This window comes from Arthrobacter sp. AD-310, assembly GCF_054656615.1.
In genome coordinates, this window is record NZ_BAAHNO010000027.1 from 1 (window position 1) to 22457 (window position 22457).

Genomic DNA, 22457 nt, shown 5'->3' on the forward strand with positions numbered 1-22457 from the left:
CCCGCGGGCCGGCGTCCCCGGGTCGGGGAACCGTCCGTCAGCGGTCACAGCCCTGCCAGCCTGGCTTCGCCCCGCGCCGCCAGCTGCTCGCGGAGGCGGGCGCCCTCGGCTGCGGGGAGCCCCGGGATCCTGGCGTTGGTTCCCGGCGATGCCGTGTGGAGCTTGACCGTGCACAGGCCCAGGCCGCGCTCCACCGGTCCCACCGCGATGTCCACGTACTGCATCCGGCCGTACGGGACGGCCATGGTGCGCTGGAAGAAGATGCCGGTCCGGATCAGGAGGTCGTCATCGCGCTCGGCATAGCCGATGGCGCGGACCTGGCGGGGAATCAGCACCAGCCGCCACACGGCCACAACCAGCATCGCCGCCGGTACCGTTATGGCCAGCCACAGCGGCGGCCACCGCCACCAGCCCTGGAGGACCATAAAAAGGGGCAGGCAGAGGATCAGGACGGTGACCAGGTTTCCCAGCGCCCATTCCACCAGCCGTACGGTGATGTACTTGGGCGACACCCGCTGCCAGGCGATACCCGGCGGATCAATCGCCGCGGTATGCATATTCACCTTCCCCGGCGGCTTCCCCGCGGACGGCGCGGCCGGGCTTGCCGTCCACGCCCTTGGTGTCGCCGTCCTCGGGCGGGATCCGGCAGAACCGCTCCACCACCAGGCCCACCACGATCATCGCCAACCCGCCGCCCGCCATGGCAAGTGCCAGCCAGGTGATCCCCTGGTCGCTACGGAGGCTCCAGACGCGCAGCTGGTCCAGGAAGATCCCAACGTGCCAGCCCAGCAGGACCGTACCCGCGTAGGCGCACGCCTGCGCGAGGACCAGGGTCCGGGCGGCCAGGAGCGGATCGAGGGCCGTCTTCTTTTTGCTGCTGTCCTTGAGGCTGTTGCGCCACTTCAGGACCCGGATCCCCAGGACCAGGGTGATGGCGACAATCACGCCCATGGTGGCCAGCGCGGTGGCCGGCAGGACAGGGGTTGCCATGCTGTACCGGTTGGTTACCACCGTGGCGGACCAGCCTGCGACTGCCAGCACGACGCCAATCAGCAGCAGGCGCAGGGGGTTGATGGGCTTCATCGTTCCTCCACAGCCCCGGCCGTGGGCATCCCGTCCAGGTCACCGAAGCCGTCAAACGGTGCCAGATCCCCGAAATCCGAGGCGCGTGACGCCAGCACGCTGATGCGTTCCCCGTCCAGCTCAGCGCCCGGTTCGATCAGCGACCACGGGTACAGCACGAAGGCGCGGCTCGCGGCGCGGGGGTGCGGCAGGGTGAGCACCGGGTCGTCGCTGCGCAGGTCGCCGTAGGTGATGATGTCGACGTCGAGGGTCCGCGGCCCCCAGCGGACTTCACGTACGCGGTGGTGCTTGTTTTCGACCGCCTGGCAGTGCGCGAGCAGCTCCAGCGGCGGGAGGCTGGTCTCCACGGTTATGACCATGTTCAGGAAGTCGGGCTGGTTGGGCGGGCCGCCCACAGCCTTGGTCTGCACGATCGGCGAGACATCCAGGAGGCGTACCTCGGGCGGATCCACGAGGTCTGCCACCGCCTCGGTCAAGGTGTCATTCCGCTCGCCAAGGTTGCTTCCGAGGGCGAGCACCGCCTTTGCGTACCCCGTGTTCACGCCGTGTCCCCGTCCACTGGCCTTTCCCGGTGTAACCGGGCCGCGCTTTGGCCCCGGACTGCACGATTGCCTCGTGCTTCGCGATGGCCTCGTGCTTCGCGGTGGACGCTGACCGCCACGTCTCCGAAAGGCACCTCGATGGGCGCCTGCGGCTTGTGCACCGTGATGTCTACGGCCTCGAGTCGGAACTCTGCCAGCAGGCTGTCCGCTATCCGCACGGCCAGGGCCTCAATCAGGTTCAGCGGTTCCCCGGTAACCCATTCGGTAATACGCTGCGCCACTTCGCCGTAGTGTGCGGTGTCGCGGACGTCATCGGATTCCGCAGCCTTGGCGAAGTCGAGGTACAACACTGCATCCACGACAAAAGGCTGGCCCTCGCGGCGTTCAAAATCAAACACGCCGTGATAGCCGACGGCGGTCACACCGGTCAGCGTAATCCTGTCCATGGGTCCCCGGCCCTTTACTGTGTTTTGGGTGCGGTCTTAGCTGCTGCCGCCAGGCGGGCGGCAACCTTGACGGCGTCCAGGCTGGAGCCGACGTCGTGCACGCGCACCGCCCAGGCGCCACGCGAGGCGCTGATGGCTGTGATTGCGGCGGTGGCGGCGTCACGCTCCTCCGGCGAGGCGGACTTGCCGGCCACGGTGAGCAGGGTGCCGAGGAACCGCTTGCGGGAAGCGCCCACCAGTACCTTGTGGCCCAGGCTGTCCAGCTGGTCCAGGTTCTGCAGCAGTTCCCAGTTCTGTGCGTCGTTCTTGGCGAATCCCAGGCCCGGGTCGATGATGATCTGGTCCTGGCTGACGCCTGCCGCGTAGAGCTTGTCGCGCACGCCGGCCAGTTCGGCTGCCACTTCCGCTGCAACGTCCGTGTACTCGGCCAGGGAGTTCATGGTGCGGGCGTCACCGCGGCGGTGGGTGAGGACGTACGGGACCTTCGTGGCGGCCACGAGTTCGGCCATTTCCGGTTCGATGCTCAGGCCGGAGATGTCATTGATAATGGCGGCGCCAGCCTGGACGGCGGCGGCGGCGGTGGATGCGTGGGTGGTGTCGATGCTGACCAGCGCGCCGGCTTTGACCAGCGCTTCGATGACCGGCAGGACCCGGCGCTGTTCCTCTTCCGGGCTGACGTCCTCGGCGCCGGGCCGGGTTGATTCGCCGCCCACGTCAATGATGTCCGCGCCTGCATAGAACATCCGCAGGCCGGCCGCGACCGCGGTGTCCGCCGTGGCGTGCTTGCCGCCGTCGCTGAAGGAGTCGGGGGTGACGTTCAGGATTCCCATGACCAGGGTGCGGTCGATGGGGAGGTCCTCAAAACGGGCTGCCGGACGCGGTTTGCGCAGGATGGGCAGCGGCGAGGTTGCGGGCCCGGTTCCCGGGGCTGCAGCTAGTGAGTCCATGGTCTGTTTGGTTACCTTCCGAGGATGAGGCTCATGGCCTCGGCACGGGTGGCCGGGTCATGAAGCTGCCCGCGGACCGCACTGGTGACGGTCTTGGCTCCGGGCTTGCGGATACCGCGCATTGACATGCACATGTGCTCGCATTCAACAACAACGATGGCGCCGCGCGGCTGGAGGTGGCGGACCAGCGCTTCGACAATCTCCGTGGTGAGCCGCTCCTGCACCTGGGGGCGTCGGGCATAGATATCCACCAGCCGGGCCAGCTTGCTCAGCCCGGTCACTTTCCCGTCATGCGAGGGGATATATCCCACGTGGGCCATGCCGTGGAACGGCACCAGGTGGTGCTCGCAGGTGGAGTAGAAGGGGATGTCCTTGACCAGGACCAGCTCCTCGTGGTCCAGGTCGAAGGTGGTGGACAGGACGTCCGCAGGGTCGTGGTGCAATCCCGCAAACACCTCCGCGTAGGCCTTGGCCACCCGCTTGGGGGTGTCCACCAGGCCGCCCCGGTCCGGGTCCTCGCCAATGGCAAGGAGGATCTCGCGGACGGCCGCCTCGATCCTGGGCCGGTCCACTTTGGAGTGCTTGGCGTGGGAGGCAGCGTCCTCCGCCAGGGTGCCGGTGGAGGTGGGAGCGTCGTCGTCGTCGAAGGAAGTCACGAAGAAAGCTTAGCCGCGAAGGGTGTCGGGCCCCGATTCGGGGACGCCTCCCTGAAACGGAGCGTCTTCCGGAACGCCCTGCGGATGCGGCGGCTGGGCGTCCAGCGGCTCATCCAGGCGGGCCTGGGTGGCTTCCTCCTGGGCCTCGCGTTCGGCCCGTTCCCGCGGGGTTTCGACAGGGCCGGCCATCTGCACCGGGCGGGTCTCCTTGGACAGCCACACCTCGCGGAAATCGCGCTTGCGGACGTCACGGAAGATGTCGGCAATCTCGGCCTGGTTCAGGGTTTCGCGTTCCAGCAGCTCCAGGGCCAGGCGGTCCAGGACGTCGCGGTTTTCCGTCAGGATGGCGTAGGCCTCGTCGTGTGCCTGGTCGATCAGGCGGCGCACTTCCTCGTCCACAACATAGGCGATCTGGTCCGAGTAGTTGCGCTCGTGTCCGGCGTCGCGGCCCAGGAACGGCTCGCCGCCGCCCTGGCCGAGGCGTACAGCACCAACGCGTTCGCTCATGCCGTATTCGGTCACCATCTTGCGGGCGGTGCCGGTGGCCTTCTCAATGTCGTTCGACGCGCCGGTGGACGGATCGTGGAACACGATCTCCTCTGCCACGCGCCCGCCCATGGCGTACGCCATCTGGTCGAGGAGCTCGTTGCGGGTCACGGAGTATTTGTCGTTCTCCGGCACCACCATGGTGTAGCCCAGGGCGCGGCCGCGGGGAAGGATGGTGATCTTGGTGACCGGGGCGGAGTTCCGGAGGGCGGCCGCCACCAGCGCGTGCCCGCCTTCGTGGTAGGCGGTGATCTTGCGCTCGTGTTCCTTCATGACCCGGCTGCGCTTCTGCGGGCCGGCCATAACGCGGTCGATGGCCTCGTCCAGGGCGCGGTCGTCGATGAGGTTGGCGTTGGAGCGGGCGGTCAGCAGCGCGGCTTCGTTCAGCACATTGGCAAGGTCGGCACCGGTGTAGCCCGGGGTCTTCTTGGCCACGGCCTTGAGGTCCACGCCGGGCGCCATCGGCTTGCCCTTGGAGTGCACCTGCAGGATCTGGTCGCGGCCGATCAGGTCCGGGGCCTCGACGCCGATCTGCCGGTCGAAGCGGCCCGGGCGCAGCAGTGCGGGGTCCAGCACGTCGGGGCGGTTGGTGGCGGCGATGAGGATGACGTTGGTCTTGACGTCGAAACCGTCCATTTCGACCAGCAGCTGGTTGAGGGTCTGCTCGCGTTCGTCGTTGCCGCCGCCGATGCCGGCGCCGCGGTGCCGGCCGACGGCGTCGATTTCGTCCACGAAGATGATGGCCGGGGAGTTCGCCTTGGCCTGTTCAAAGAGGTCGCGGACGCGGGAGGCACCCACACCGACGAACATTTCCACGAAGTCGGAACCGGAGATGGAGAAGAACGGGACACCGGCTTCACCGGCGACAGCACGGGCCAGGAGGGTCTTGCCGGTACCAGGAGGGCCGTACAGCAGCACACCCTTGGGGATCTTGGCGCCGACGGCCTGGAACTTGGTGGGCTCCTGCAGGAATTCCTTGATTTCCTGCAGTTCCTCGACGGCTTCGTCGGAGCCGGCGACGTCCGCGAAGGTCACCTGCGGCATGTCCTTGCTGACCATCTTGGCCTTGGACTTGCCGAACTGCATGATCTTGGAGCCGCCGCCCTGCATGCGGGTCATCAGGAACCAGAACAGGGCGCCCAGGAGGATGACGGGGATCAGGAGGGACAGCAGACCGGAGAACCAGTTGCTTTCAATGGGCTGGTCCGTGTAGCCCTGCGCGGGCTTGGCGTCGGTGACGGCTTTGACGACGTCGTCGGCGCGGGCGTCCACGAAGAAGAACTGGACGCTCTTGCCCTTGTCCTGGCCGTCCAGGTTCAGGTTGTCCTTCAGGGTGAGGTCAACACGGTTCTCGCCGTCGAAGATCTTCGCCTGCTCCACCTGGTTGCCGGAGAGCAGTTCAAGGCCCTTGTCGGTGTCGATCCGTGCGGCACCGCCGGGAGCCAGCGTTGCAAAAGCCACCAGGAGCAGACCGACCACGACGACGATCCAGATGCCCGGGCCTTTGAAAAAGTTCTTAGCTTTCATCTGTTCGGGGCTGGCCCCGTCCCTTCTGGTAGTGCTGCACGGCGTGTAGTTTGCGCGCGTGATGGTGCTGCGTCAGCTTCTAGCTATACACCGTCCGGACTAGATCACGCATGATGAAAAGCAAAAGTTCCCTATGGGCGTAGCCGGGCCCAGGTACCCGCTTCTCCTGCCGGCCCGGCATTGCCAACCGGCCCAGTGCCGTAGCCGGCCCAGGGCCGTACCCGGAGCCTCAGACGTGCTGGTCCAGGTAGACGGGGTTGCCGTCCGGGTCGATCACGATGCAGCTCGCAGGCCCTGACGTGTCCTCGTCGGCTTCGGTGGCAAACGGCACGCCCTGTCCTTTCAGCTGCCGCTGCAGCTCCCGAACGTCGGTGAAGGATTCCACCGGTGCGGCGTTCTGGTCCCAGCCCGGGTTGAAGATCAGCACGTTCTTCTCGAGCATGCCCTTGAACAGCCCGATGTTCGTGTCCCCGTTCTTCATGATGACCCAGTTCTGGTCCGGATCTCCTGCGTACGGAGTAAAACCGAGCTTCCCGTAGAACTCCATGGAAGCTGCCAGGTCCTGCACGGCCAGGCCCACCGAAAAACCGCCGAGCTGCATGGGAGCCTACTCGTAGACGTGCGGGGCCAGGGTGCCCACGAAGTCCAGGTTGCGGTACTTTTCGGCGTAATCCAGGCCGTAGCCCACTACGAACTCGTTGGGGATATCGAAGCCGACGTACTTGACGTCGATCTCCACCTTCGCGGCCGTGGGCTTGCGGAAAGCGGTGCAGATCTCCACGGAGGCGGTGCCGCGGGATTCCAGGTTGGTCTTCAGCCAGGACAGGGTCAGGCCGGAGTCGATGATGTCCTCGACGATCAGCACGTCCTTGCCCATCAGGTCCGTGTCCAGGTCCTTCAGGATGCGCACCACGCCGGAGGACTGGGTCCCGGAACCGTAGGAGGACACGGCCATCCAGTCCATGGACACGTGGCTGTGCAGGGCGCGTGCAAGGTCCGCCATAACCATCACGGCTCCCTTGAGCACGCCCACGATGAGCAGTTCGCGGCCTTCATAGTCTTTGTCGATCTGCGCGGCGAGTTCGGTGATCCGCTGCTGGATCTGTTCCTTGGTGTAGAGAACGTGCTTGAGGTCTGCCTGGACGTCGTTTGAATCCACCAATGGCTCCTGTGTAGATACGGGGGTGCGACTATTTTTCGGGCGGTTTTTGAGGCCGGAACACTAGCTTCCCACAGCGCGGCCCTCCACGGGGAACGGATCCGGGGCCGGCACCCTCTGGCTGCGCACCGGCGCTGTCCAGCTGGGCAAGGGACAACCGATATACGCTGACGCCGCCGGGAAGTTCGACCGGCCCCGCAGAGCCCTGCCGCCGCAGCAGCGCTTCGGCGGCCAACAGCCGCTGGTAGCTGGGCTGCTGCCCGCCGACGTCGGCCGCTGCCTTGGCGATCACGCGGAACCTGATGGCGGGGGCGAGGGCGCGCAACGCCTCCTCGGGAAGGGCCACACCGGGCCCTTGGTGCTCAGCCAGTGACGCATAAGTGCTTTCCGCCACATCCTCCAGGTAGTCGGCGTCCAGCTGCAGGATGGCCGCCGTCCGGGCGAGGGACTCTGCGACGCCGGGCCCCAGCTTTTCCTCCAGGTGAGGCAGGACCTCCACGCGGGTGCGCGACCGGGCGAATGCCAGGTCCGTGTTGGTCGGATCATGCCACGGGTCCAGCTCCTCCACTGCACAGATTTCTTCCGTATCCGCCCGGCGGAGCCCCAGGAAAGGCCGCAGCAGGATGCTGTCCCCGCTGCCGGGACGGGATGGACGCATCCCTGCCAGCGACCGCGTTCCCGATCCCCGGGCCAGGCCCAGCAGCACCTGTTCGGCCTGGTCGTCCAGCGTGTGTCCCAAAAGGATGGCGTCGGCACCCTGCCCGGCGGCGGCCGCTTCCAGCGCTTCGAGCCGGGCCTCGCGGGCGGCCGCCTCCGGCCCCATCCCGGTACGCGCCACAGTCACTGTCCGGACCTCCACCGGCGCGAGGCCGAGATCCCGAAGGGCCTTCGCGGTGTGCGCCGCCACCTGGCCGGACCCGTCCTGCAGCTGGTGGTCCACCACGACGGCGCCCGCGGTGACGGGATGGCCGTCAACGTGGCCGCGGCGCGAGAAATAGGCCGCCACGGCGGCGAGGGCCAGGGAATCCGGTCCCCCGCTGCAGGCCACCAGCAGGTGCCGCGGGTACCCGGCCTGCGCCAGCGCGTCACCCAGCATCTTCCGGGCGGTGCCGACGACGGGCGTCAGCCGGCCGGGCTTCCGTCGTCCGCTCCGCTGTGCTGCCGGCGGCGCGGGTTCGGAAGGAGAAGGTGAGGAAGGCATGGGTGCCGCTGGCGGAAGGGTAGCGTCGGGCAACTACAGCCCCATCCGCTCAAGCCACAGCTTGGCATCGTGGATTTCAGGTTCGGTGGGCAGGTGGTCCACGGATTCCCAGACCCGGTTGAAGCCTTCCATGCCGGCAACGTCCACCACGGCCCGGACGAACCGGGCGCCGTCGGAGTACTGGCGCATCTTGGCGTCCAGGCCCAGGAGGCTGCGGATGAACTTTTCGATCACGCCGCGGTCCTTGCCGCGGTCGTTGAAACGCTGCCGGATGGTTTTCACGGACGGGACAATGCTGGCGTCGACGGCGTCCATCACCACGTTCGCGTGGCCTTCCAGCAGGCTCATTACAGCCGTGAGGTGCGAGATGGCGGCCTTCTCCTCAGGATCCTGCAGCAGGTCCAGGATGGCGCCGCGGCCGGGGGTGTTCCCCGGAGCGGTGCGGTCCTTGAGGGAGCGGGCGGCTGCCGTGGCGCGTTCCATCAGGGAGTCCACGTTCCCGAGCAGGTGCCCGCTCAGGTCGTCGATCTGCTGCAGCATGTGCTCCCGCAGCCAGGGTGCCGCGGCGAACTGCACGCGGTGCGTCTGTTCGTGCAGGCACACCCAAAGCCGGAAGTCCTCCGGGGTGACATTGAGTTCCCGCTCTACGGAGACGATGTTCGGTGCCACCAGCAGCAGCCGGCCGCCGGAAGGAGCGTTGGACCCCTCGGCCAGCGCGGCAAAGGGGTCGTACTGGCCGAGGACCTTGCTGGAAAGGAAGGCCAGGACCGCTCCCAGCTGGCTGCCGGTGATGGCACCGCTGACGCTTGCCGCCGCAGGGCTCAGCGTGCCGCGCCGGTTCTCGAGCATTTTCTGCATGGCGGGCTTGAGCATCACCGAGAAGCTCTGCGTGTTGGCCTTGGCCCACGACGCCCGGTCCACCACGAGAACAGTGGAATCGCGGAGGTCCCTGGCGGCCTCCAGCCCGGAGATCTCGTGGACGTGCTCAACCGACTGGTCCGCCAGGCGGCGAAGGCTGTCGACGGCGTCACCAATTTCGGCAGCGGACAGGACGGGCCCGGCGGGGGTAAGCCGCGCGGCTGTGGAGGCGGCGAGGTCCCAGTTGATCAGGGCCGATGCCGGGCCGGACACGGCCGGTGCTGACGAATCACGTGCGGTGGACTCCATAGGTCCCATCAGAACACAGCAGGCTGGGACTCGTCCTTAAGTTCGCTCACCGGCGAACCATCCTGCCCCTCCCGGATTCGCGACGGAGCACTGCGCCAGCCGGGCACCACCGGGCCGGTCCGGCACGAGTCCTAGCGGCAGCCGCAAGACGCCAGCGCTGTCGCGGCACGGTCCAGCGCCGCCCTGTTTCCGGCTGCGCCGGGGGTGAGCCCGTTGCCGATGAAGGAGAACACCAGCAGCCGGCCGTCGGCGTCCACCACATACCCGCTCAGCGCCAGCACCGTATTCAGCGTGCCGGTCTTGGCCCGCACCAGCCCGGCACCTGCCACCGTCGTCTCGTCCGCGTACCGGGTGTCCAGTGTCCCGGTCAGGCCCGCGACGGGGAAGCCGTCCAGCGCCTCCCGCAGCCTGCTGTCCGTTCCGGAGGTGATGGCACGGACGACGTCGGTGAACTGGCGGGCCGTCACCTGGTTGCCCATGGCCAGGCCGCATACATCCACCAGCGTGGTGGAGTCCGCGAGGATCCCCGCGTCGGCAAGCTGGCCACGGACGGCCGCGGCTGCACCGTCATTGCTGCCGGCCATTCCCGCTGCAAGGGCGGCCATCCGGCCCAGCACCTCCGCCAGGTAGTTGTCCGACGTCTGCAGCATGAGGTTGACCTGTTCGGCGACGGTGGCGGACTCGGCCTTCGCCAGGACGGTTTGGGGGCTTTCCGCTGAGGGCCCGGGCGCGCGTTCGACGCCGGCCGCCACCGTCAGCCCCCCGGCCGCACCCGCGGTCCGCAGCGCTGCGGCGAACGCCTCCGCGGCCGTTAGGGCGGAGTCCTGGGGGCGCGGCCCGGCAGCATCGGGGGCAAAGCGTGCGGAATTGAGCGCGAGCGGGTACAGCGGCGCCACTTCTCCGGCAGCGACGTCCCCTTCCTGCCAGGCCGGGTTCAGCGCCGGACCGGTGAACAGGGAATCGTCCACCAGGACTTTGACCTCGCCGGTTGTTCCCGCGCCCTTCAGCGCCTCAACCGTGCCGGCCGCGAGCGTGGCAAGCCCGGCGTGGCCCAGTACCTGTTCCGTATCGGATTCCCCGGCTTCCAGCAGGACGTCTCCACCACCGGTGAGGACCACCTGCCCCGCGGCCGGCCCGGCCAGCACGCGGGTTTCGAACCGGTGCTCCGGACCCAGCGAGCGCAGGGCGGCGACGGCGGTCAGCAGTTTCAGGTTCGACGCCGGCACGCGGCTGGCAGAGCCGCCCCGGTCAAAAAGGACCTGGCCCGTCAGCGCATCCTGGACCATTCCCGTGAAAGTACCCTCGCCGTCGGCCTTCAGCAGCGGCTCGACCTGCGCGGTCAACAACTCCCGGGACGGAACCGGCGCTGGACCGCCCGGGGACACGAGGCCCTGCCGGTCCGACAGCGTGGCCGGGGCCTGCTGCCACGCGGGGGCCGGCGGTGCGGGCGGCGGGGGCGGAGGCCCCAGGAATCCGGGGGCAACCAGAAACGCGGCGGGGAGGAGAAGGGAAACCAGGAGGGCGGTCAACAGGACCAGCGGCCAGTGCCGGACAAGGCCGGACGCTCCGTGCCCGCCAACCCGGCGGGTGCGGTCGGTCCACGCGTCCGCGCCGGTTGTTTTGGTCATGCTGGTGCTGGTCCTCAAGTCCTGAAATATCCCCACAAGTTCCTGATTCCAGGGCCTCTCGCTATATTCTCAATAGTAGTCGGCGGCTCGGACATCCCCTTGTGGTGGTCCGTCACGTATGCCGCGCACCCCCTGCAATTGCCGAGGAGCATTCCATGAAGCACGACGTGACCATCGAGATCCCCAAGGGATCACGCGTCAAGTACGAAGTTGACCACGAGACCGGCCGCGTCCGCCTGGACCGCGTCCTGTTCACTGCCATGCAGTACCCCACCCACTACGGCTACTTCGAGAACACCCTCGGCGAAGACGGCGACCCGCTGGACGCACTGGTGCTCCTGCAGGACTTCGACCTGCACCCCGGCGTTATCGTCGAATCCCGCCCCATCGGCGTCTTCAACATGACCGACGACGGCGGCGGGGACGCCAAGATCCTGTGCGTACCGGTTGATGCCCGGTTCGACCACATCCAGGAAGTCAGTGACGTCAACGAGTTCCTGATCAAGGAAATCGAGCACTTCTTCACCCGCTACAAGGACCTCGAGCCGGGCAAGTGGGTCAAGGCCGAGGGCTGGGGCGACCGCGCCGCCGCCGAAGCCGAACTGGAAGCCTCCATCAAGCGCTACGTCCCCACCGGACACTGAATTTCGCGCCTGCGACGCAACGCGGGGTCTCTTCGCGCCTATTCCATCAACGGAATTGGGCCGGAAGTGACCCCGCGTTGGTGGTTTAAGGTGGAGGGTGCTCTCAGAACCAGCCTTCACCCCGCCGTGCGGACCCGTGACCGGCCGGCGGGACGGGGACGTCCTGCGCGCAGCAGGCATTCCCTATGCCACTGCTGCCAGGTTCCAGCCGCCTGCCCCGGCCCCTGACTGGACTGAGCCGCGCGCCGCCACGTCCCCCGCCCCGGCCTGCCCGCAGGGCCCCGTCCCGTTCCTCGACGACGTCCTGGGCACCCGCTACGGCGAACTTCCGGGCAGTGAGGACTGCCAAAACCTGTCCGTCACCATGCCCGCCGATCTTGCTCCCGGCGAGCGGCTGCCGGTCATGGTCTGGATCCACGGCGGTTCCTACACGACCGGTTCAGGCGACCTCGCCATCTTCGATCCGGCAGCCCTGGTGGCCGAAAACCGCGTCATTGTGGTCTCTGTGACCTACCGGCTGGGGCTGTTCGGGTTCCTGGCCACCCGGAACGGACGGCCCGCGAACCTGGGCCTGCTGGACCAGCTGGAAGCGTTCCGGTGGGTGCAGCGCAACATCGCCGCGTTCGGCGGCGACCCGGGCCGCGTCACGGCATTCGGGCAGTCCGCCGGCGGTGACGCCATCGCGCACCTGATGGCGACTCCGGAAGCGCCGTCGCTGTTCCAGCGCGCCATCATCCAGAGCGCGCCGCTGGGCATCGCCCGGGGCCGGGCCAGGATGAACCACGCCATGGGCATCGCCGCGGAAGCCGTGACGGAAGAAACCCCGGCCATGGAGGTGGTGGACCTCGAGGCGCACGTGGCGCAGGTGGCACGGAAGTTCGGCATGCTGGCCGCAATGCCTTTCGGCACCCAGTACGGGCACGCACCCCTGCCGGCGGAAAAGGAAATCGAGGCCGCATGGAACCGCACGGCCCCGAACATTGACGTCCTCATCGGCCACACCTCCGGGGAGGCGCGCCTGTTCCTGCCGCGGAGCCCGGTCCTGATGCGCCTGCTGAAAGTTCCCGGGATCGGCCCCGCCGCAGTCCGCGCCGTCGACAAGGTGGTGACCGAAACCGTCTACGGCAGGGCGTCACGGCGGTTCGCGCGCCGCCACGCACGGGCAGGCGGAAAGGCACACCACTACCTGCTGGACTGGCAGGCTCCGGGAAACCTCTTCGGCGCAGCCCACACCATCGACCTTCCGCTGCTCTTTGGCAATCGCAGCACATGGGATGGCGTGGGACTCATCGCGGGTGCTGACTGGGCGCAGGTGGACATGACCGGCCGGGCCGTACGGGCGCTGTGGAGCTCCTTCGCCCGCGGTGACGACCTCGGCGAGGCCGGAGCCATCAACGGTGCCCTCCGCTACCACAGGATCGGGGACGCGTGAGGACCCTCGGCGTTGACCTGGCCGCGGCGGCGAAAAAGACCGCAGTGGCTGTCCTGGAGTGGGATGAGGATTCCCCCGGCCATGGTTCGGCCAGGCTCGTGCACGCGGCGCTTGGCGTGGAGGACCAGGACATCGTGGACCTGTTCGGTGGCAGTGACATGACCGGGGTGGATTGCCCGGTCGGCTGGCCGGACGCCTTGGTCCCGTTCCTCACCGGGCATGCAAAGTTCGACGCCGGCCCCGTCTTGGAGCACGACGGCATCGCGGGTCGGCGGCTGCTTGCCTACCGGGACACCGACCGGTTCTGCACCGCCCGGACAGGGCTGATTCCGCTGAGCGTCTCGGCGGACCGCCTGGCGCACCCGGCGATGCGCTGCGCCGTGATCCAGGCGAAGATCGCGGGGCTGCACGGCCCCCAGCCCAGGGACGGTTCCGGCCGGCTGGCCGAGGTCTGCCCCGCGGCATCACTGAAGATCTGGGGCCTCGGCGGGCGCGGCTACAAGGGAAGCGGCGCTGCGGAGGCGCAGCGCCTCGGCGTGCTGCTCGGCAGTCTCCGGGCGCAGGCACCGTGGCTGGACCTGGCCGGGCACGAGGACGCACTGGCACGTTCGGACGACCTGTTCGACGCCGTCGTCGCCTCCCTCACCGCCCGCGCCGTGGCCCGCCGTCGTACCCTCCTGCCGGACGATGCGCACGCGGCGGCAGCCCGCAGCGAAGGCTGGATCCACCTGCCTGCCAGCGGCCTGGACGGGCTGCCTGGCTGAAGGCTAGCCGCCCAGCTTCCAGTTGCGGATTTCCTCCGGGTCCTCGCCGTGGGTCCGGGTGTGCTCCCATGCGTGCATCCGCCGGTCCTGCAGGTCCTGCCGCAGGAGCGAGTGCTTCTCGGCCAGCCCCGGCACCCGGTCGATGGCGTCGATGGCCAGCTGGAAGCGGTCGATGCCGTTGAGCATGGCCATGTCGAACGGCGTGGTGGTGGTGCCTTCCTCCTTGTAGCCGCGGACGTGCAGGCCCTCCTGATTGGTGCGCCGGTAGGCCAGCCGGTGGATCAGCGACGGGTAGCCGTGGTACGCGAAAATGATCGGCTTGTCGGTGGTGAAGATCCCGTCGAAGTCGCGCGCCGGGAGCCCGTGCGGATGCTCGCTTTCGTCCTGCAGGCGCATCAGGTCCACGACATTGACCACACGGACCTTCAGCCCCGGTGCGCCTTCCCGCAGCAGTTCCGCGGCGGCCACGGTCTCAACGGTGGGGACGTCACCGGCGCAGGCCAGGACGACGTCGGGCTCCTCGCCGGGGACCTCGGATCCGGCGAATGTCCAGATCCCCAGGCCGCGGCGGCAGTGGTTGGCGGCGTCCGCTGGGCCCAGCCAGGTGGGTGAAGGCTGTTTGCCACTGACCACGATGTTGACGTAGTCCGTCGAATCCAGGCAGTGCTCCATCACGGACAGCAGGGTGTTCGCGTCGGCCGGCAGGTACACCCGGATGACCTCGGCCTTCTTGTTCACGGCGTGGTCGATAAAGCCCGGGTCCTGGTGCGAGAACCCGTTGTGGTCCTGCTGCCAGACGTGCGAGGACAGGATGTAGTTCAGCGACGCAACGGGCTGGCGCCAGGGCAGCGTCCGGTGCACCTTCAGCCACTTGGCGTGCTGGTTGAACATCGAGTCGACAATGTGGATGAAGGCTTCGTAGCAGCTGAAGACCCCGTGCCGCCCGGTCAGGAGGTAGCCTTCCAGCCAGCCCTGGCACAGGTGTTCGCTCAGCACCTCCATGACCCGGCCGGACCGCGCGAGGTGCTCGTCGACGTCGTCAATCCGGTACTGCCACACCTTGTCGGTGACCTCGTAGACGTTCTGCAGACGGTTCGACGCCGTCTCATCAGGGCCGAACAACCTGAAGTTCTCCATGTTCAGCGCCACGACGTCCCGCATCCAGGACCCCAGCGTCATCATGGGGCTGACGCGCTCGGTGCCGGGCTCGGCAACCTCGACGGCGTAATCCCGGTAGGCGGGCAGCTTCAGCGCCCGTCGCAGCAGGCCGCCGTTGGCGTGCGGGGTGGCGCTCATCCGGTAGTCCCCGGTGGGCGCGGCCTCGGCGACGTCGGGCCGGAGCCGGCCGTCGCCGTCGAACAGTTCATCCGGCAGGTAGGAGCGCATCCATTCCTCCAGCTGCCGCAGGTGCTCGCCGTTGGTCCGGACCTCAGACAGCGGAACCTGGTGGCTGCGCCATGTCCCCTCCACCTGCAGGCCGTCCACCTTGCGCGGTCCGGTCCAGCCCTTTGGCGAGCGGAGCACGATCACGGGCCAGCGGGCCGCGCCGGTTTCCCCCGCACCCGCGGCGCCTTCCCTTCCGTTGCGCCCGCTGCGGTGGGAGTCCTGGATGGCGCGGATATCCGCGAGGCACCGGTCCAGGACCTCGGCAAAGTCCCGATGTGCCTTCTCCGTGGCGTCGGGATCATCAACGGTGACGAAGTACGGCTCGTGGCCATAACCGCGCAGCAACTGCTCCAGCTGCCGCTCCGGCATGCGGGCCAGGACGGTGGGGTTGGCGATCTTGTAGCCGTTCAGGTGCAGGATGGGCAGCACCGCCCCGTCCGTGGCCGGGTCCAGGAAGTTGTGTGAGTGCCAGCTGGCAGCGAGCGGCCCGGTTTCGGCCTCTCCGTCTCCAATCACGACGGCGGTGACCAACTGGGGGTTGTCGAACACCGAGCCGTAGGCGTGCGCCAGCGAGTACCCGAGTTCGCCGCCCTCACTGATGGAGCCGGGGCTTTCCGGCGCCGCGTGGCTGGGAATGCCGCCGGGGTAAGAGAACTGGCGGAAGAGCTCGGCCATCCCGGCCTCGTCGTTACCCACGTGGGCGTAGGTTTCGGAGTACGTTCCCTCCAGCCAGGCATTGGCGACGACGGCGGGGCCGCCATGGCCGGGACCTGCCACGAAGAGCATCTCGGTTGAGTCGCGGCGAATGGCGCGGTTCAGGTGCGCGTACACGAAGTTCAGCCCCGGGGTGGTCCCCCAGTGGCCCAGCAACCGGGACTTGGTGTGTTCCGGCTGGAGCGGCTCGCGCAGCAGGGGGTTGGAACGGAGGTAGATCTGGCCCACCGAAAGATAGTTCGCGGCGCGCCACCAGCGGTCCACGAGTTCGAGCTCTTCCCGCTGTATTCCGTCCTGCCGCACTTCATCCTGCCCGGTGCTGCCTGCCATAACCATCCTTACGTCGGGTGTGCCGCTGCAGGCGGCCGCTCCCCCCATCGCAACAGATGGAGGGGAAGGCAGGCAAGCCCCGCCGTCAGAAGCTTGCCATCCTCACAAGGGGCACCTGTAGGGTACTAAGCAAGCTTAGCTTCTGCCGAGGTGGAGGCTGGGAACATCCAACGTGGGGAGACCAAGACATGCCAGCCGAAGACGACATCGTAATTCCCGGGGTTCCATCCAGCGAGCCTCCTGCACGTGAAGAGCCCACCACCCCCCGTGAGCCTCTGCCGCCGAAACCCGACCAGCGCGCCCCTGAAGCGGTCTCCCCCACGGGAAGCCCCACCGGTGCGCCGGCCTCCGCACGGGCCCAGTCCGGCCAGTACCTGACCACGGCCCAAGGGCTCCGGTTGCATGACACCGACCATTCGCTGAAAGCCGGTGCGCGCGGCCCAATCTTGCTGCAGGACCACCACCTGCGCGAGAAGATCACCCATTTCGACCACGAGCGGATCCCGGAGCGCGTTGTCCATGCGCGGGGAGCGGGAGCCCACGGAGTGTTCCGCTCCTACGGGACCGCGGCCAAGGTCACCCATGCCGGCTTCCTTGCTCCGGACGTGGAAACACCGGTGTTCGTGCGGTTCTCCACGGTGCTGGGTTCCCGCGGGTCCGCCGACGCTGTCCGGGACACGCGCGGCTTCTCCACGAAGTTCTATACCGACGAGGGCACCTACGACCTTGTCGGGAACAACATTCCGGTGTTCTTCATCCAGGACGGCATCAAGTTCCCGGACATAGTGCACGCTGCCAAGCCGCACCCCGACCGGGAAATCCCGCAGGCCCAGAGCGCGCACGACACGTTCTGGGACTTCGTATCGCTCCACACCGAGGCCCAGGCCCACACCATGTGGAACATGTCCGACCGGGGCATCCCCCGGTCCTACCGGACCATGGAGGGCTTTGGCGTCCACACCTTCCGCCTGGTCAACGCCGCCGGTGACACCACCCTGGTGAAGTTCCACTGGAAGCCGAAGCAGGGCGTGCACTCCCTGGTGTGGGAGGAAGCCCAAATCATCAACGGCATGGACCCGGACTTCCACCGGCGTGACCTGGCCGACGCCATTGAGGCCGGCGCCTACCCGGAGTGGGAACTGGGCATCCAGACCTTCCCGGACACCGAAGACCAGATGTTCCAGGGCATCGACCTCCTGGACCCCACGAAGTTCGTCCCCGAGGAACTCGCGCCGGTGCAGCCGATCGGCCTCATGACCCTCAATGCGAACCCCACCAACTACTTCGCGGAGACCGAACAGGTGGCGTTCCACCCGGGGCATCTGGTGCCGGGCATCGACGTCACCAACGATCCGCTGCTGCAGGTCCGCCTGTTCTCCTACCTGGACACGCAGATCTCCCGCCTGGGCGGGCCCAACTTCGCACAGATCCCCATCAACCGTCCGCACGCCCCGGTCAACGACATGCTCCGCGACGGCATGCACCAGACGGCGGACCACGCCGGAGTTGCGCCCTACCGGCCCAATTCGCTGGACGGCGGGTGCCCGTTCCTGGCAGGGCAGGACATGGGGGCGTTCGTGGATGTCCCGGAAGCGGTTGCGGAATCCCTCAAGGAGCGGCGCAACCCGGCCACCTTCGACGACCACTTCAGCCAGGCCCGGCTGTTCTTCCGGAGCCTGAGCCCGGTGGAACAGGACCACGTGATCCAGGCGTACACGTTCGAGCTCGGCAAGTGCTACGAAACCGCCGTCCGCGAACGCCAGCTCCAGGCCCTGGCCAACATCGACGCCGGTCTTTGCGCCGCCGTCGCGGACGGGCTGGGCATGCCCGCGCCCGAGGCCACTGAGCAGGTCCAGGACCGCGACCCCAGCCCTGCGCTCTCCCAGGTGGGCGAAACCTGGCCGGTTGCCGGGCGGGTGGTGGGCATCATCGCCGATTCCTCCAGCGACCTGGCCCAGGTTGAGGACGCCCGGAAGGCGCTCGACGGCAGGAGCATGCTTCCGCTGGTCATCGCACCCACCGGCGGCACGCTTTCCTCCGACGGGCTTTCGGTGACGGTGCAGCGGACCTTCCTGACGGCCCGGTCAACCGAGTTCGACGCGCTGATCGTGGCCGGAGGCAAGCAGCCCGCCCCTGACGCTACAGCGGGCCGCGACGCCAAGGCCGGAGAGCCGGTTGAAACCCCAGACCCCCGGGTGGCCCTCATGCTCTCCGAGGCGTACCGGCATGCCAAAGCCATCGGCGTCTGGGGCTCCGGCTCGACCGTCCTGGGAGCGGTGGGCATCGGACAGGAGACTGTTGGCATCGCCGCCGGGGACAGCGCAACTGAAGTGGCGGCCCAAGTCGCCGGGCTGCTTGCCGCGCACCGCGCCTGGGACCGGTTCCCGGCACACGGCGTGGCTGGATCCGGAGCCGCGCCCGGGATTGGGGAGCAGTAAGCCGCAACCGCTACCTGCTCCTGAATGCCGGTGTGCCCGGGCCCGCATCGAACCTGATGCGGGCCCGGTGTTTCCTGGGCGGGAATACCGGGCACCTGTCAATGAAACAAGCCGTTTCGCAATTCCTACTTCCGGGTAGTGTGGATCCAGAATGTTCACCCTCACCATTAACCAGACGGACAGCCGGCGCGACGGTGACCGGGTTCCGCAGCTGCTCAAGGACCTGCGGCATATCCCCGCGCGCCTGGACTTTGACCGCTCGGTTGAGGACGAAGTCCAGGGCATCGTGGACTGCCCGCACCAGGCTGTGGACGCGGCCCTGATCGCACTGCGCAACGGCGCCTGGTACGTGGGGATCGGCGCCGGCCCGGTCAACGAGCCGCTTCCCAACCAGATCAAGGACGCCTCCGGTCATGGACTGGTCTACGCCCGGCGCGCCGTGGACCGGCTGCGCAACAGCAAGGAACGGATCCCCGTGGCCGTCGAGGGTCCGCTGGCGGATGTGGCGCACGACGCCGAAGCGGTGCTGAGGCTGCTCGGCCACATCGTCCGTGAGCGTTCGGGGGCGGAGTGGCGCGTGCTTGACCTGCTGACCCCGGGGGTCCGCGGCCAGCAGAAGGCCGTGGCGCAGGAACTGGGCATCACCACGCAGGCAGTCAGCAAAGCCGTGGCCAGGGCGCAGTGGAACGAGGAACACGCTGCACGCCCCGCCGCCGCCCGGCTCCTCGCACTAATCCTGGAAGTGCGCTGATCCTGGAAGTGCGCTGATTGTCCAAGCGAGCTGACGCCCGAGGCGCGTTGATGCCCGACGTCCGCTGACGGCGGAAGCCGCGTCCCGCCGTCGGGCGGCCTGCCGGGGCTTTAGTTGCCGGTGGCGGCCAGCACGGGCTCGCCGTTGAAGTATTCCAGCTGCCAGCCGTTGATGGTGTGGTGGTGGGCCAGGTTGAGGACCGCGTTGTTCACGCTGGTGAGGGTCTGGCCGGTGGCACGGCTGAGGGTGACCCGGAGCAGCGTGCCGTGGGTGACCACCAGCAGCCGCTGGCCGCGGAACTCCTCGGCGAGGGCCTCGAGCGCGGCGAGCCCGCGGGTTGCTGCCTCGTCTTCGCTTTCGGCGCCCTTGAACCCGCCGGGTTCACGGAGCGCCTCCAGTTCCGGACCTGCCTGCATGCCCTCGGCCGGGCCGAAGCTGCGCTCGGTCAGTTCCGGAACGCGGCGCGCCACCTTCAGGCCGAGGCCTTCAGCGATGATGTCCGCCGTTTCGGCGGCACGGCCCAGCGGCGAGGAGACGATCGCGTCCCATTCGTACGGGGCAAGGACGGCGACGGCGTCCCTCGCCTGCCCGCGCCCGACGTCATTCAGCGGAATGTCGGTGGATCCCTGCAGCCGGCGCTCGGCGTTCCAGTCGGTCTGGCCGTGGCGGACGAGGGCGAACGTCGTAAGGGTCATGCCTTCTATTCTGCCTTGGCTCCGGGCAGGGTCCGGACGGAGGCGACTTCGACGCGTCTCACAGCAGGCTGCGTAGCACGTGCGCCGCGCCGTCGTCGAACACCGAATGGGTGACTTCGTCGGCGACCGTGATGACTTCCTCGGGCGCCTGGCCCATCGCCACGCCCCGGCCGGCCCAGCCAAGCATTTCGATGTCGTTCCGGCCGTCTCCGATGGCAACGGTGTGGTTGGGGTCGATGCCGAGCTGGAGCCGGAGGTTTTCCAGGGCGCTGGCCTTGGTGACCCCGGCTGCTGCGATGTCCAGCCAGGCAGTCCAGCCCACCGAGTACGTCACGCCGGCAAGGCCGATATGCTCGATCGCCTCGGTGAACTCCTCAGGCGTGTTCTCGGTGCTGAACACCACCACGCGGACGGCTGTGGCCTCGAGCATGGTCTGGAAATCCACGCCCACAGCCTCGACGCCGAAGCTGGCGTCCTGGAAGCGTTCGGTGGACAGGAAGTTCCCCTCGGCGTCCTCCAGTGCGTACTTGGCGGAGGGCAGCCGCTCGCGCAGTGCCCGGAGAGCCGGTGCGGGATCGAACGTGGCCTTGTGGATGACCTCGTAGCCGTTCTCGAGCTCCGGGTGGAGCCGGAGCGTGACGCCGCCGTTGCAGCAGACGGCGTAGCCGCGTTCCATGCCGATTTTCTCGATGATGGGCAGGGTGGCGTTGAGGGACCGGCCGGTGGCGATCATGACTTCATGCCCTGCGGCGACGACCGCCTGCGCGGATTCCCGTACGCCGGGCGACATGTGGCCGTCGTGGTCCACGAGGGTGCCGTCCACGTCCAGTGCGACCATCAGCTTGCGGCCGTTGAGCCCGGAAGTGTTGTTGTAGTTGTCTCGCCGGTCATCGTTGCCGGCGACTGAGGTTTCAGTCAGCGTTGTCATTCCCACAGTGAACCAGACGTAACTGACCTGCGCTAGGACGCGCGCCACAGATTTGTTGAATACCGCGTAAACACTTACCGGGCCGCCCTGGACCGTCCCGGCCCCCAAAGAAGCTTGTCCGCGAATCCGGCCCTTCAAGGCCCGGAGCCGCGGACAAGCCCGGGAATAGAAACCCTAGAGGACCGGCAGGACCTCGAGGCCGCCCAGATACCCTTGCAGTGCCTTGGGGACGTTGACGGACCCGTCCGGGTTCTGGTGGTGCTCCAGCAACGCCACGATCCAGCGGGTGGTGGCCAGGGTGCCGTTCAGCGTTGCCACGGCGCGGGTGCCCTTGGATACGCCATCCGCGTTCACCGCACGCTCACGGATGTTCAGGCGGCGGGCCTGGAAGGTGGTGCAGTTGGAGGTGGAGGTCAGCTCGCGGTATGCGCCCTGGGTGGGGACCCAGGCTTCGCAGTCGAACTTCCGGGCCGCGGAGGTGCCGAGGTCGCCGGCGGCGGTGTCGATCACCCGGTAGGGCAGCTCGCACTTGGCCAGCATCTCCTCTTCCCAGGCGAGCAGGCGCTTATGCTCGGCGGCGGCCTCTTCAACGGTGGTGTAGATGAACATCTCCACCTTGTTGAACTGGTGCACCCGGATGATGCCGCGGGTGTCCTTGCCGTGGGAGCCGGCCTCGCGGCGGTAGCAGGAGCTCTGCCCGGCGTAGCGGATGGGACCTGCGGAGAGGTCCAGGATTTCGTCGGCGTGGTAGCCGGCCAGGGACACCTCGGACGTGCCCACCAGGTAAAGGTCGTCTTCGGCCAGACGGTAGATCTCGGCGTCGTGCTTGACGTCGAAGCCCGTGCCCTGCATCGTCTCCGGACGCACCAGGGTTGGGGTGATCATGGGGATGAAGCCCGCCTCGATGGCCTGGTCCATGGCCATCTGCAGCAGCGCCATTTCCAGCCGGGCGCCCACGCCGCGGAGGAAGTAGAACCGGGCACCGGAAACCTTGGCGCCGCGTTCCATGTCGATGGCGCCGATCAGTTCACCGATTTCCAGGTGGTCACGGGGTTCGAAGTCCGGGAACTCGCGCGGGGTGCCGACGGTCTTGACCACCACGTAGTCGTCCTCGCCACCCTCGGGAACGCCGTCCTCGATCAGGTTGGGGATGGTCCGCAGCAGTTCGTCCTGCTTGGTCTGCGCGGCGTCCGCCTCGGCGGATGCGGCCTTGACTGCGTTGGCCAGTTCCTTGACCTCGGCGAGCAGGGCCTGCTTCTCCTCGCCCTTGGCCTGCGCCACCTTCTTGCCGAACGCGTTCTGCTCGGCGCGCAGGTTTTCGAACCGGATCAGCGCTGCCCGGCGGGCGGAATCGGCGGAAATGATCGCATCCACCACGGATTCGTCCGCGCCGCGGGCGCGCTGGCTGGCACGGAACTTGTCCGGGTTTTCGCTGAGGTCTTTTACGTCGATCACCAGACAAGGGTATCCAAT

General features: G+C 67.8%; 21 protein-coding genes. 5 read left to right on the forward strand and 16 right to left on the reverse strand.

Annotated features, from left to right (window positions below; translation table 11 throughout):
• Window positions 1–44: 44 nt before the first annotated feature.
• The 12 genes from ACYQ1Z_RS15565 to dacB form a co-directional block, all read right to left on the reverse strand.
• On the reverse strand, window positions 45–557 hold the full coding sequence (locus ACYQ1Z_RS15565) for a PH domain-containing protein (RefSeq protein ID WP_459793454.1): 513 nt from the start codon (window positions 555–557) through the stop codon (window positions 45–47).
• Window positions 538–1083 carry a DUF3180 domain-containing protein gene (locus tag ACYQ1Z_RS15570; RefSeq protein WP_459793455.1) on the reverse strand — a complete coding sequence of 182 codons (546 nt, stop codon included), beginning with the start codon at window positions 1081–1083 and terminating at the stop codon, window positions 538–540. Before ACYQ1Z_RS15570 ends, ACYQ1Z_RS15565 begins: the two co-directional genes overlap by 20 nt.
• The gene (gene folK / locus ACYQ1Z_RS15575; RefSeq protein ID WP_459793456.1) at window positions 1080–1625 is read right to left on the reverse strand and encodes a 2-amino-4-hydroxy-6-hydroxymethyldihydropteridine diphosphokinase; all 546 of its coding nucleotides are present in this window, start codon (window positions 1623–1625) and stop codon (window positions 1080–1082) included. Before folK ends, ACYQ1Z_RS15570 begins: the two co-directional genes overlap by 4 nt.
• Window positions 1622–2071, reverse strand: coding sequence for a dihydroneopterin aldolase (gene folB, locus ACYQ1Z_RS15580; protein WP_459793457.1), 450 nt, complete (start codon window positions 2069–2071; stop codon window positions 1622–1624). The genes folK and folB overlap by 4 nt, the downstream gene beginning before the upstream one ends.
• A 14-nt stretch (window positions 2072–2085) precedes the next feature.
• On the reverse strand, window positions 2086–3018 hold the full coding sequence (gene folP / locus ACYQ1Z_RS15585; protein ID WP_459793458.1) for a dihydropteroate synthase: 933 nt from the start codon (window positions 3016–3018) through the stop codon (window positions 2086–2088).
• An 11-nt stretch (window positions 3019–3029) separates the two neighbouring features.
• On the reverse strand, window positions 3030–3674 hold the full coding sequence (gene folE, locus ACYQ1Z_RS15590; protein WP_459793459.1) for a GTP cyclohydrolase I FolE: 645 nt from the start codon (window positions 3672–3674) through the stop codon (window positions 3030–3032).
• Window positions 3675–3683: 9 nt separating this feature from the next.
• Complete coding sequence (ftsH, locus tag ACYQ1Z_RS15595; protein WP_459793460.1) at window positions 3684–5747, reverse strand: ATP-dependent zinc metalloprotease FtsH; 2064 nt, start codon at window positions 5745–5747, stop codon at window positions 3684–3686.
• 229 nt (window positions 5748–5976) lie between these two features.
• Window positions 5977–6348 (reverse strand): VOC family protein, encoded by a 372-nt coding sequence (locus ACYQ1Z_RS15600; RefSeq protein ID WP_459793461.1) that lies wholly within the window; start codon window positions 6346–6348, stop codon window positions 5977–5979.
• Window positions 6349–6354: 6 nt separating this feature from the next.
• Complete coding sequence (gene hpt, locus ACYQ1Z_RS15605; RefSeq protein ID WP_459793462.1) at window positions 6355–6906, reverse strand: hypoxanthine phosphoribosyltransferase; 552 nt, start codon at window positions 6904–6906, stop codon at window positions 6355–6357.
• A 31-nt stretch (window positions 6907–6937) separates the two neighbouring features.
• Complete coding sequence (gene tilS / locus ACYQ1Z_RS15610; protein ID WP_459793507.1) at window positions 6938–8002, reverse strand: tRNA lysidine(34) synthetase TilS; 1065 nt, start codon at window positions 8000–8002, stop codon at window positions 6938–6940.
• A 138-nt stretch (window positions 8003–8140) separates the two neighbouring features.
• A complete protein-coding gene (locus ACYQ1Z_RS15615; protein WP_459793463.1) occupies window positions 8141–9274 on the reverse strand; it encodes a zinc-dependent metalloprotease in 1134 nt (377 codons plus the stop codon).
• A 131-nt stretch (window positions 9275–9405) separates the two neighbouring features.
• Window positions 9406–10902: a D-alanyl-D-alanine carboxypeptidase/D-alanyl-D-alanine endopeptidase gene (gene dacB, locus ACYQ1Z_RS15620; RefSeq protein WP_459793464.1), complete on the reverse strand. Its 1497-nt coding sequence runs from the start codon at window positions 10900–10902 to the stop codon at window positions 9406–9408.
• A gap of 155 nt (window positions 10903–11057) precedes the next feature.
• Between dacB and ACYQ1Z_RS15625 the strand changes: the two genes are divergently transcribed.
• From ACYQ1Z_RS15625 to ACYQ1Z_RS15635, 3 genes are all read left to right on the forward strand, one after another.
• On the forward strand, window positions 11058–11546 hold the full coding sequence (locus tag ACYQ1Z_RS15625) for an inorganic diphosphatase (protein WP_013599443.1): 489 nt from the start codon (window positions 11058–11060) through the stop codon (window positions 11544–11546).
• A gap of 97 nt (window positions 11547–11643) precedes the next feature.
• A complete protein-coding gene (locus ACYQ1Z_RS15630; protein WP_459793465.1) occupies window positions 11644–12978 on the forward strand; it encodes a carboxylesterase family protein in 1335 nt (444 codons plus the stop codon).
• Window positions 12975–13742, forward strand: coding sequence for a DUF429 domain-containing protein (locus tag ACYQ1Z_RS15635; protein WP_459793466.1), 768 nt, complete (start codon window positions 12975–12977; stop codon window positions 13740–13742). The genes ACYQ1Z_RS15630 and ACYQ1Z_RS15635 overlap by 4 nt, the downstream gene beginning before the upstream one ends.
• A 3-nt stretch (window positions 13743–13745) precedes the next feature.
• Here the strand turns inward: ACYQ1Z_RS15635 and ACYQ1Z_RS15640 are convergent, their stop codons facing one another.
• Window positions 13746–16172, reverse strand: coding sequence for a phosphoketolase family protein (locus tag ACYQ1Z_RS15640; RefSeq protein ID WP_459793467.1), 2427 nt, complete (start codon window positions 16170–16172; stop codon window positions 13746–13748).
• Window positions 16173–16360: 188 nt separating this feature from the next.
• Between ACYQ1Z_RS15640 and ACYQ1Z_RS15645 the strand changes: the two genes are divergently transcribed.
• Entirely contained in the window at window positions 16361–18610 is a 2250-nt protein-coding gene (locus ACYQ1Z_RS15645) for a catalase (protein ID WP_459793468.1), read from the forward strand.
• Between the two features lie 151 nt (window positions 18611–18761).
• The gene (locus ACYQ1Z_RS15650; RefSeq protein WP_459793469.1) at window positions 18762–19361 is read left to right on the forward strand and encodes a hypothetical protein; all 600 of its coding nucleotides are present in this window, start codon (window positions 18762–18764) and stop codon (window positions 19359–19361) included.
• A gap of 110 nt (window positions 19362–19471) precedes the next feature.
• Here ACYQ1Z_RS15650 and ACYQ1Z_RS15655 read toward each other — a convergent pair whose 3' ends face one another.
• The 3 genes from ACYQ1Z_RS15655 to serS form a co-directional block, all read right to left on the reverse strand.
• Entirely contained in the window at window positions 19472–20056 is a 585-nt protein-coding gene (locus ACYQ1Z_RS15655) for a histidine phosphatase family protein (protein WP_459793470.1), read from the reverse strand.
• Between the two features lie 58 nt (window positions 20057–20114).
• Entirely contained in the window at window positions 20115–20984 is an 870-nt protein-coding gene (locus ACYQ1Z_RS15660) for an HAD family hydrolase (RefSeq protein ID WP_459793471.1), read from the reverse strand.
• 174 nt (window positions 20985–21158) lie between these two features.
• Entirely contained in the window at window positions 21159–22439 is a 1281-nt protein-coding gene (serS, locus tag ACYQ1Z_RS15665; protein ID WP_459793472.1) for a serine--tRNA ligase, read from the reverse strand.
• Window positions 22440–22457 lie beyond the last annotated feature (18 nt).

Coding starts and splice junctions, on each gene's coding strand:
- ACYQ1Z_RS15565 (WP_459793454.1), bottom strand. CDS start 557: ATGCATACCGCGGCGATTGATCCGCCGGGTATCGCCTGGCAGCGGGTG.
- ACYQ1Z_RS15570 (WP_459793455.1), bottom strand. CDS start 1,083: ATGAAGCCCATCAACCCCCTGCGCCTGCTGCTGATTGGCGTCGTGCTG.
- folB (WP_459793457.1), bottom strand. CDS start 2,071: ATGGACAGGATTACGCTGACCGGTGTGACCGCCGTCGGCTATCACGGC.
- folP (WP_459793458.1), bottom strand. CDS start 3,018: ATGGACTCACTAGCTGCAGCCCCGGGAACCGGGCCCGCAACCTCGCCG.
- ftsH (WP_459793460.1), bottom strand. CDS start 5,747: ATGAAAGCTAAGAACTTTTTCAAAGGCCCGGGCATCTGGATCGTCGTC.
- ACYQ1Z_RS15600 (WP_459793461.1), bottom strand. CDS start 6,348: ATGCAGCTCGGCGGTTTTTCGGTGGGCCTGGCCGTGCAGGACCTGGCA.
- tilS (WP_459793507.1), bottom strand. CDS start 8,002: ATGCTGGGTGACGCGCTGGCGCAGGCCGGGTACCCGCGGCACCTGCTG.
- ACYQ1Z_RS15615 (WP_459793463.1), bottom strand. CDS start 9,274: ATGGAGTCCACCGCACGTGATTCGTCAGCACCGGCCGTGTCCGGCCCG.
- dacB (WP_459793464.1), bottom strand. CDS start 10,902: ATGACCAAAACAACCGGCGCGGACGCGTGGACCGACCGCACCCGCCGG.
- ACYQ1Z_RS15625 (WP_013599443.1), top strand. CDS start 11,058: ATGAAGCACGACGTGACCATCGAGATCCCCAAGGGATCACGCGTCAAG.
- ACYQ1Z_RS15640 (WP_459793467.1), bottom strand. CDS start 16,172: ATGGCAGGCAGCACCGGGCAGGATGAAGTGCGGCAGGACGGAATACAG.
- ACYQ1Z_RS15645 (WP_459793468.1), top strand. CDS start 16,361: ATGCCAGCCGAAGACGACATCGTAATTCCCGGGGTTCCATCCAGCGAG.
- ACYQ1Z_RS15650 (WP_459793469.1), top strand. CDS start 18,762: ATGTTCACCCTCACCATTAACCAGACGGACAGCCGGCGCGACGGTGAC.
- ACYQ1Z_RS15655 (WP_459793470.1), bottom strand. CDS start 20,056: ATGACCCTTACGACGTTCGCCCTCGTCCGCCACGGCCAGACCGACTGG.
- ACYQ1Z_RS15660 (WP_459793471.1), bottom strand. CDS start 20,984: ATGACAACGCTGACTGAAACCTCAGTCGCCGGCAACGATGACCGGCGA.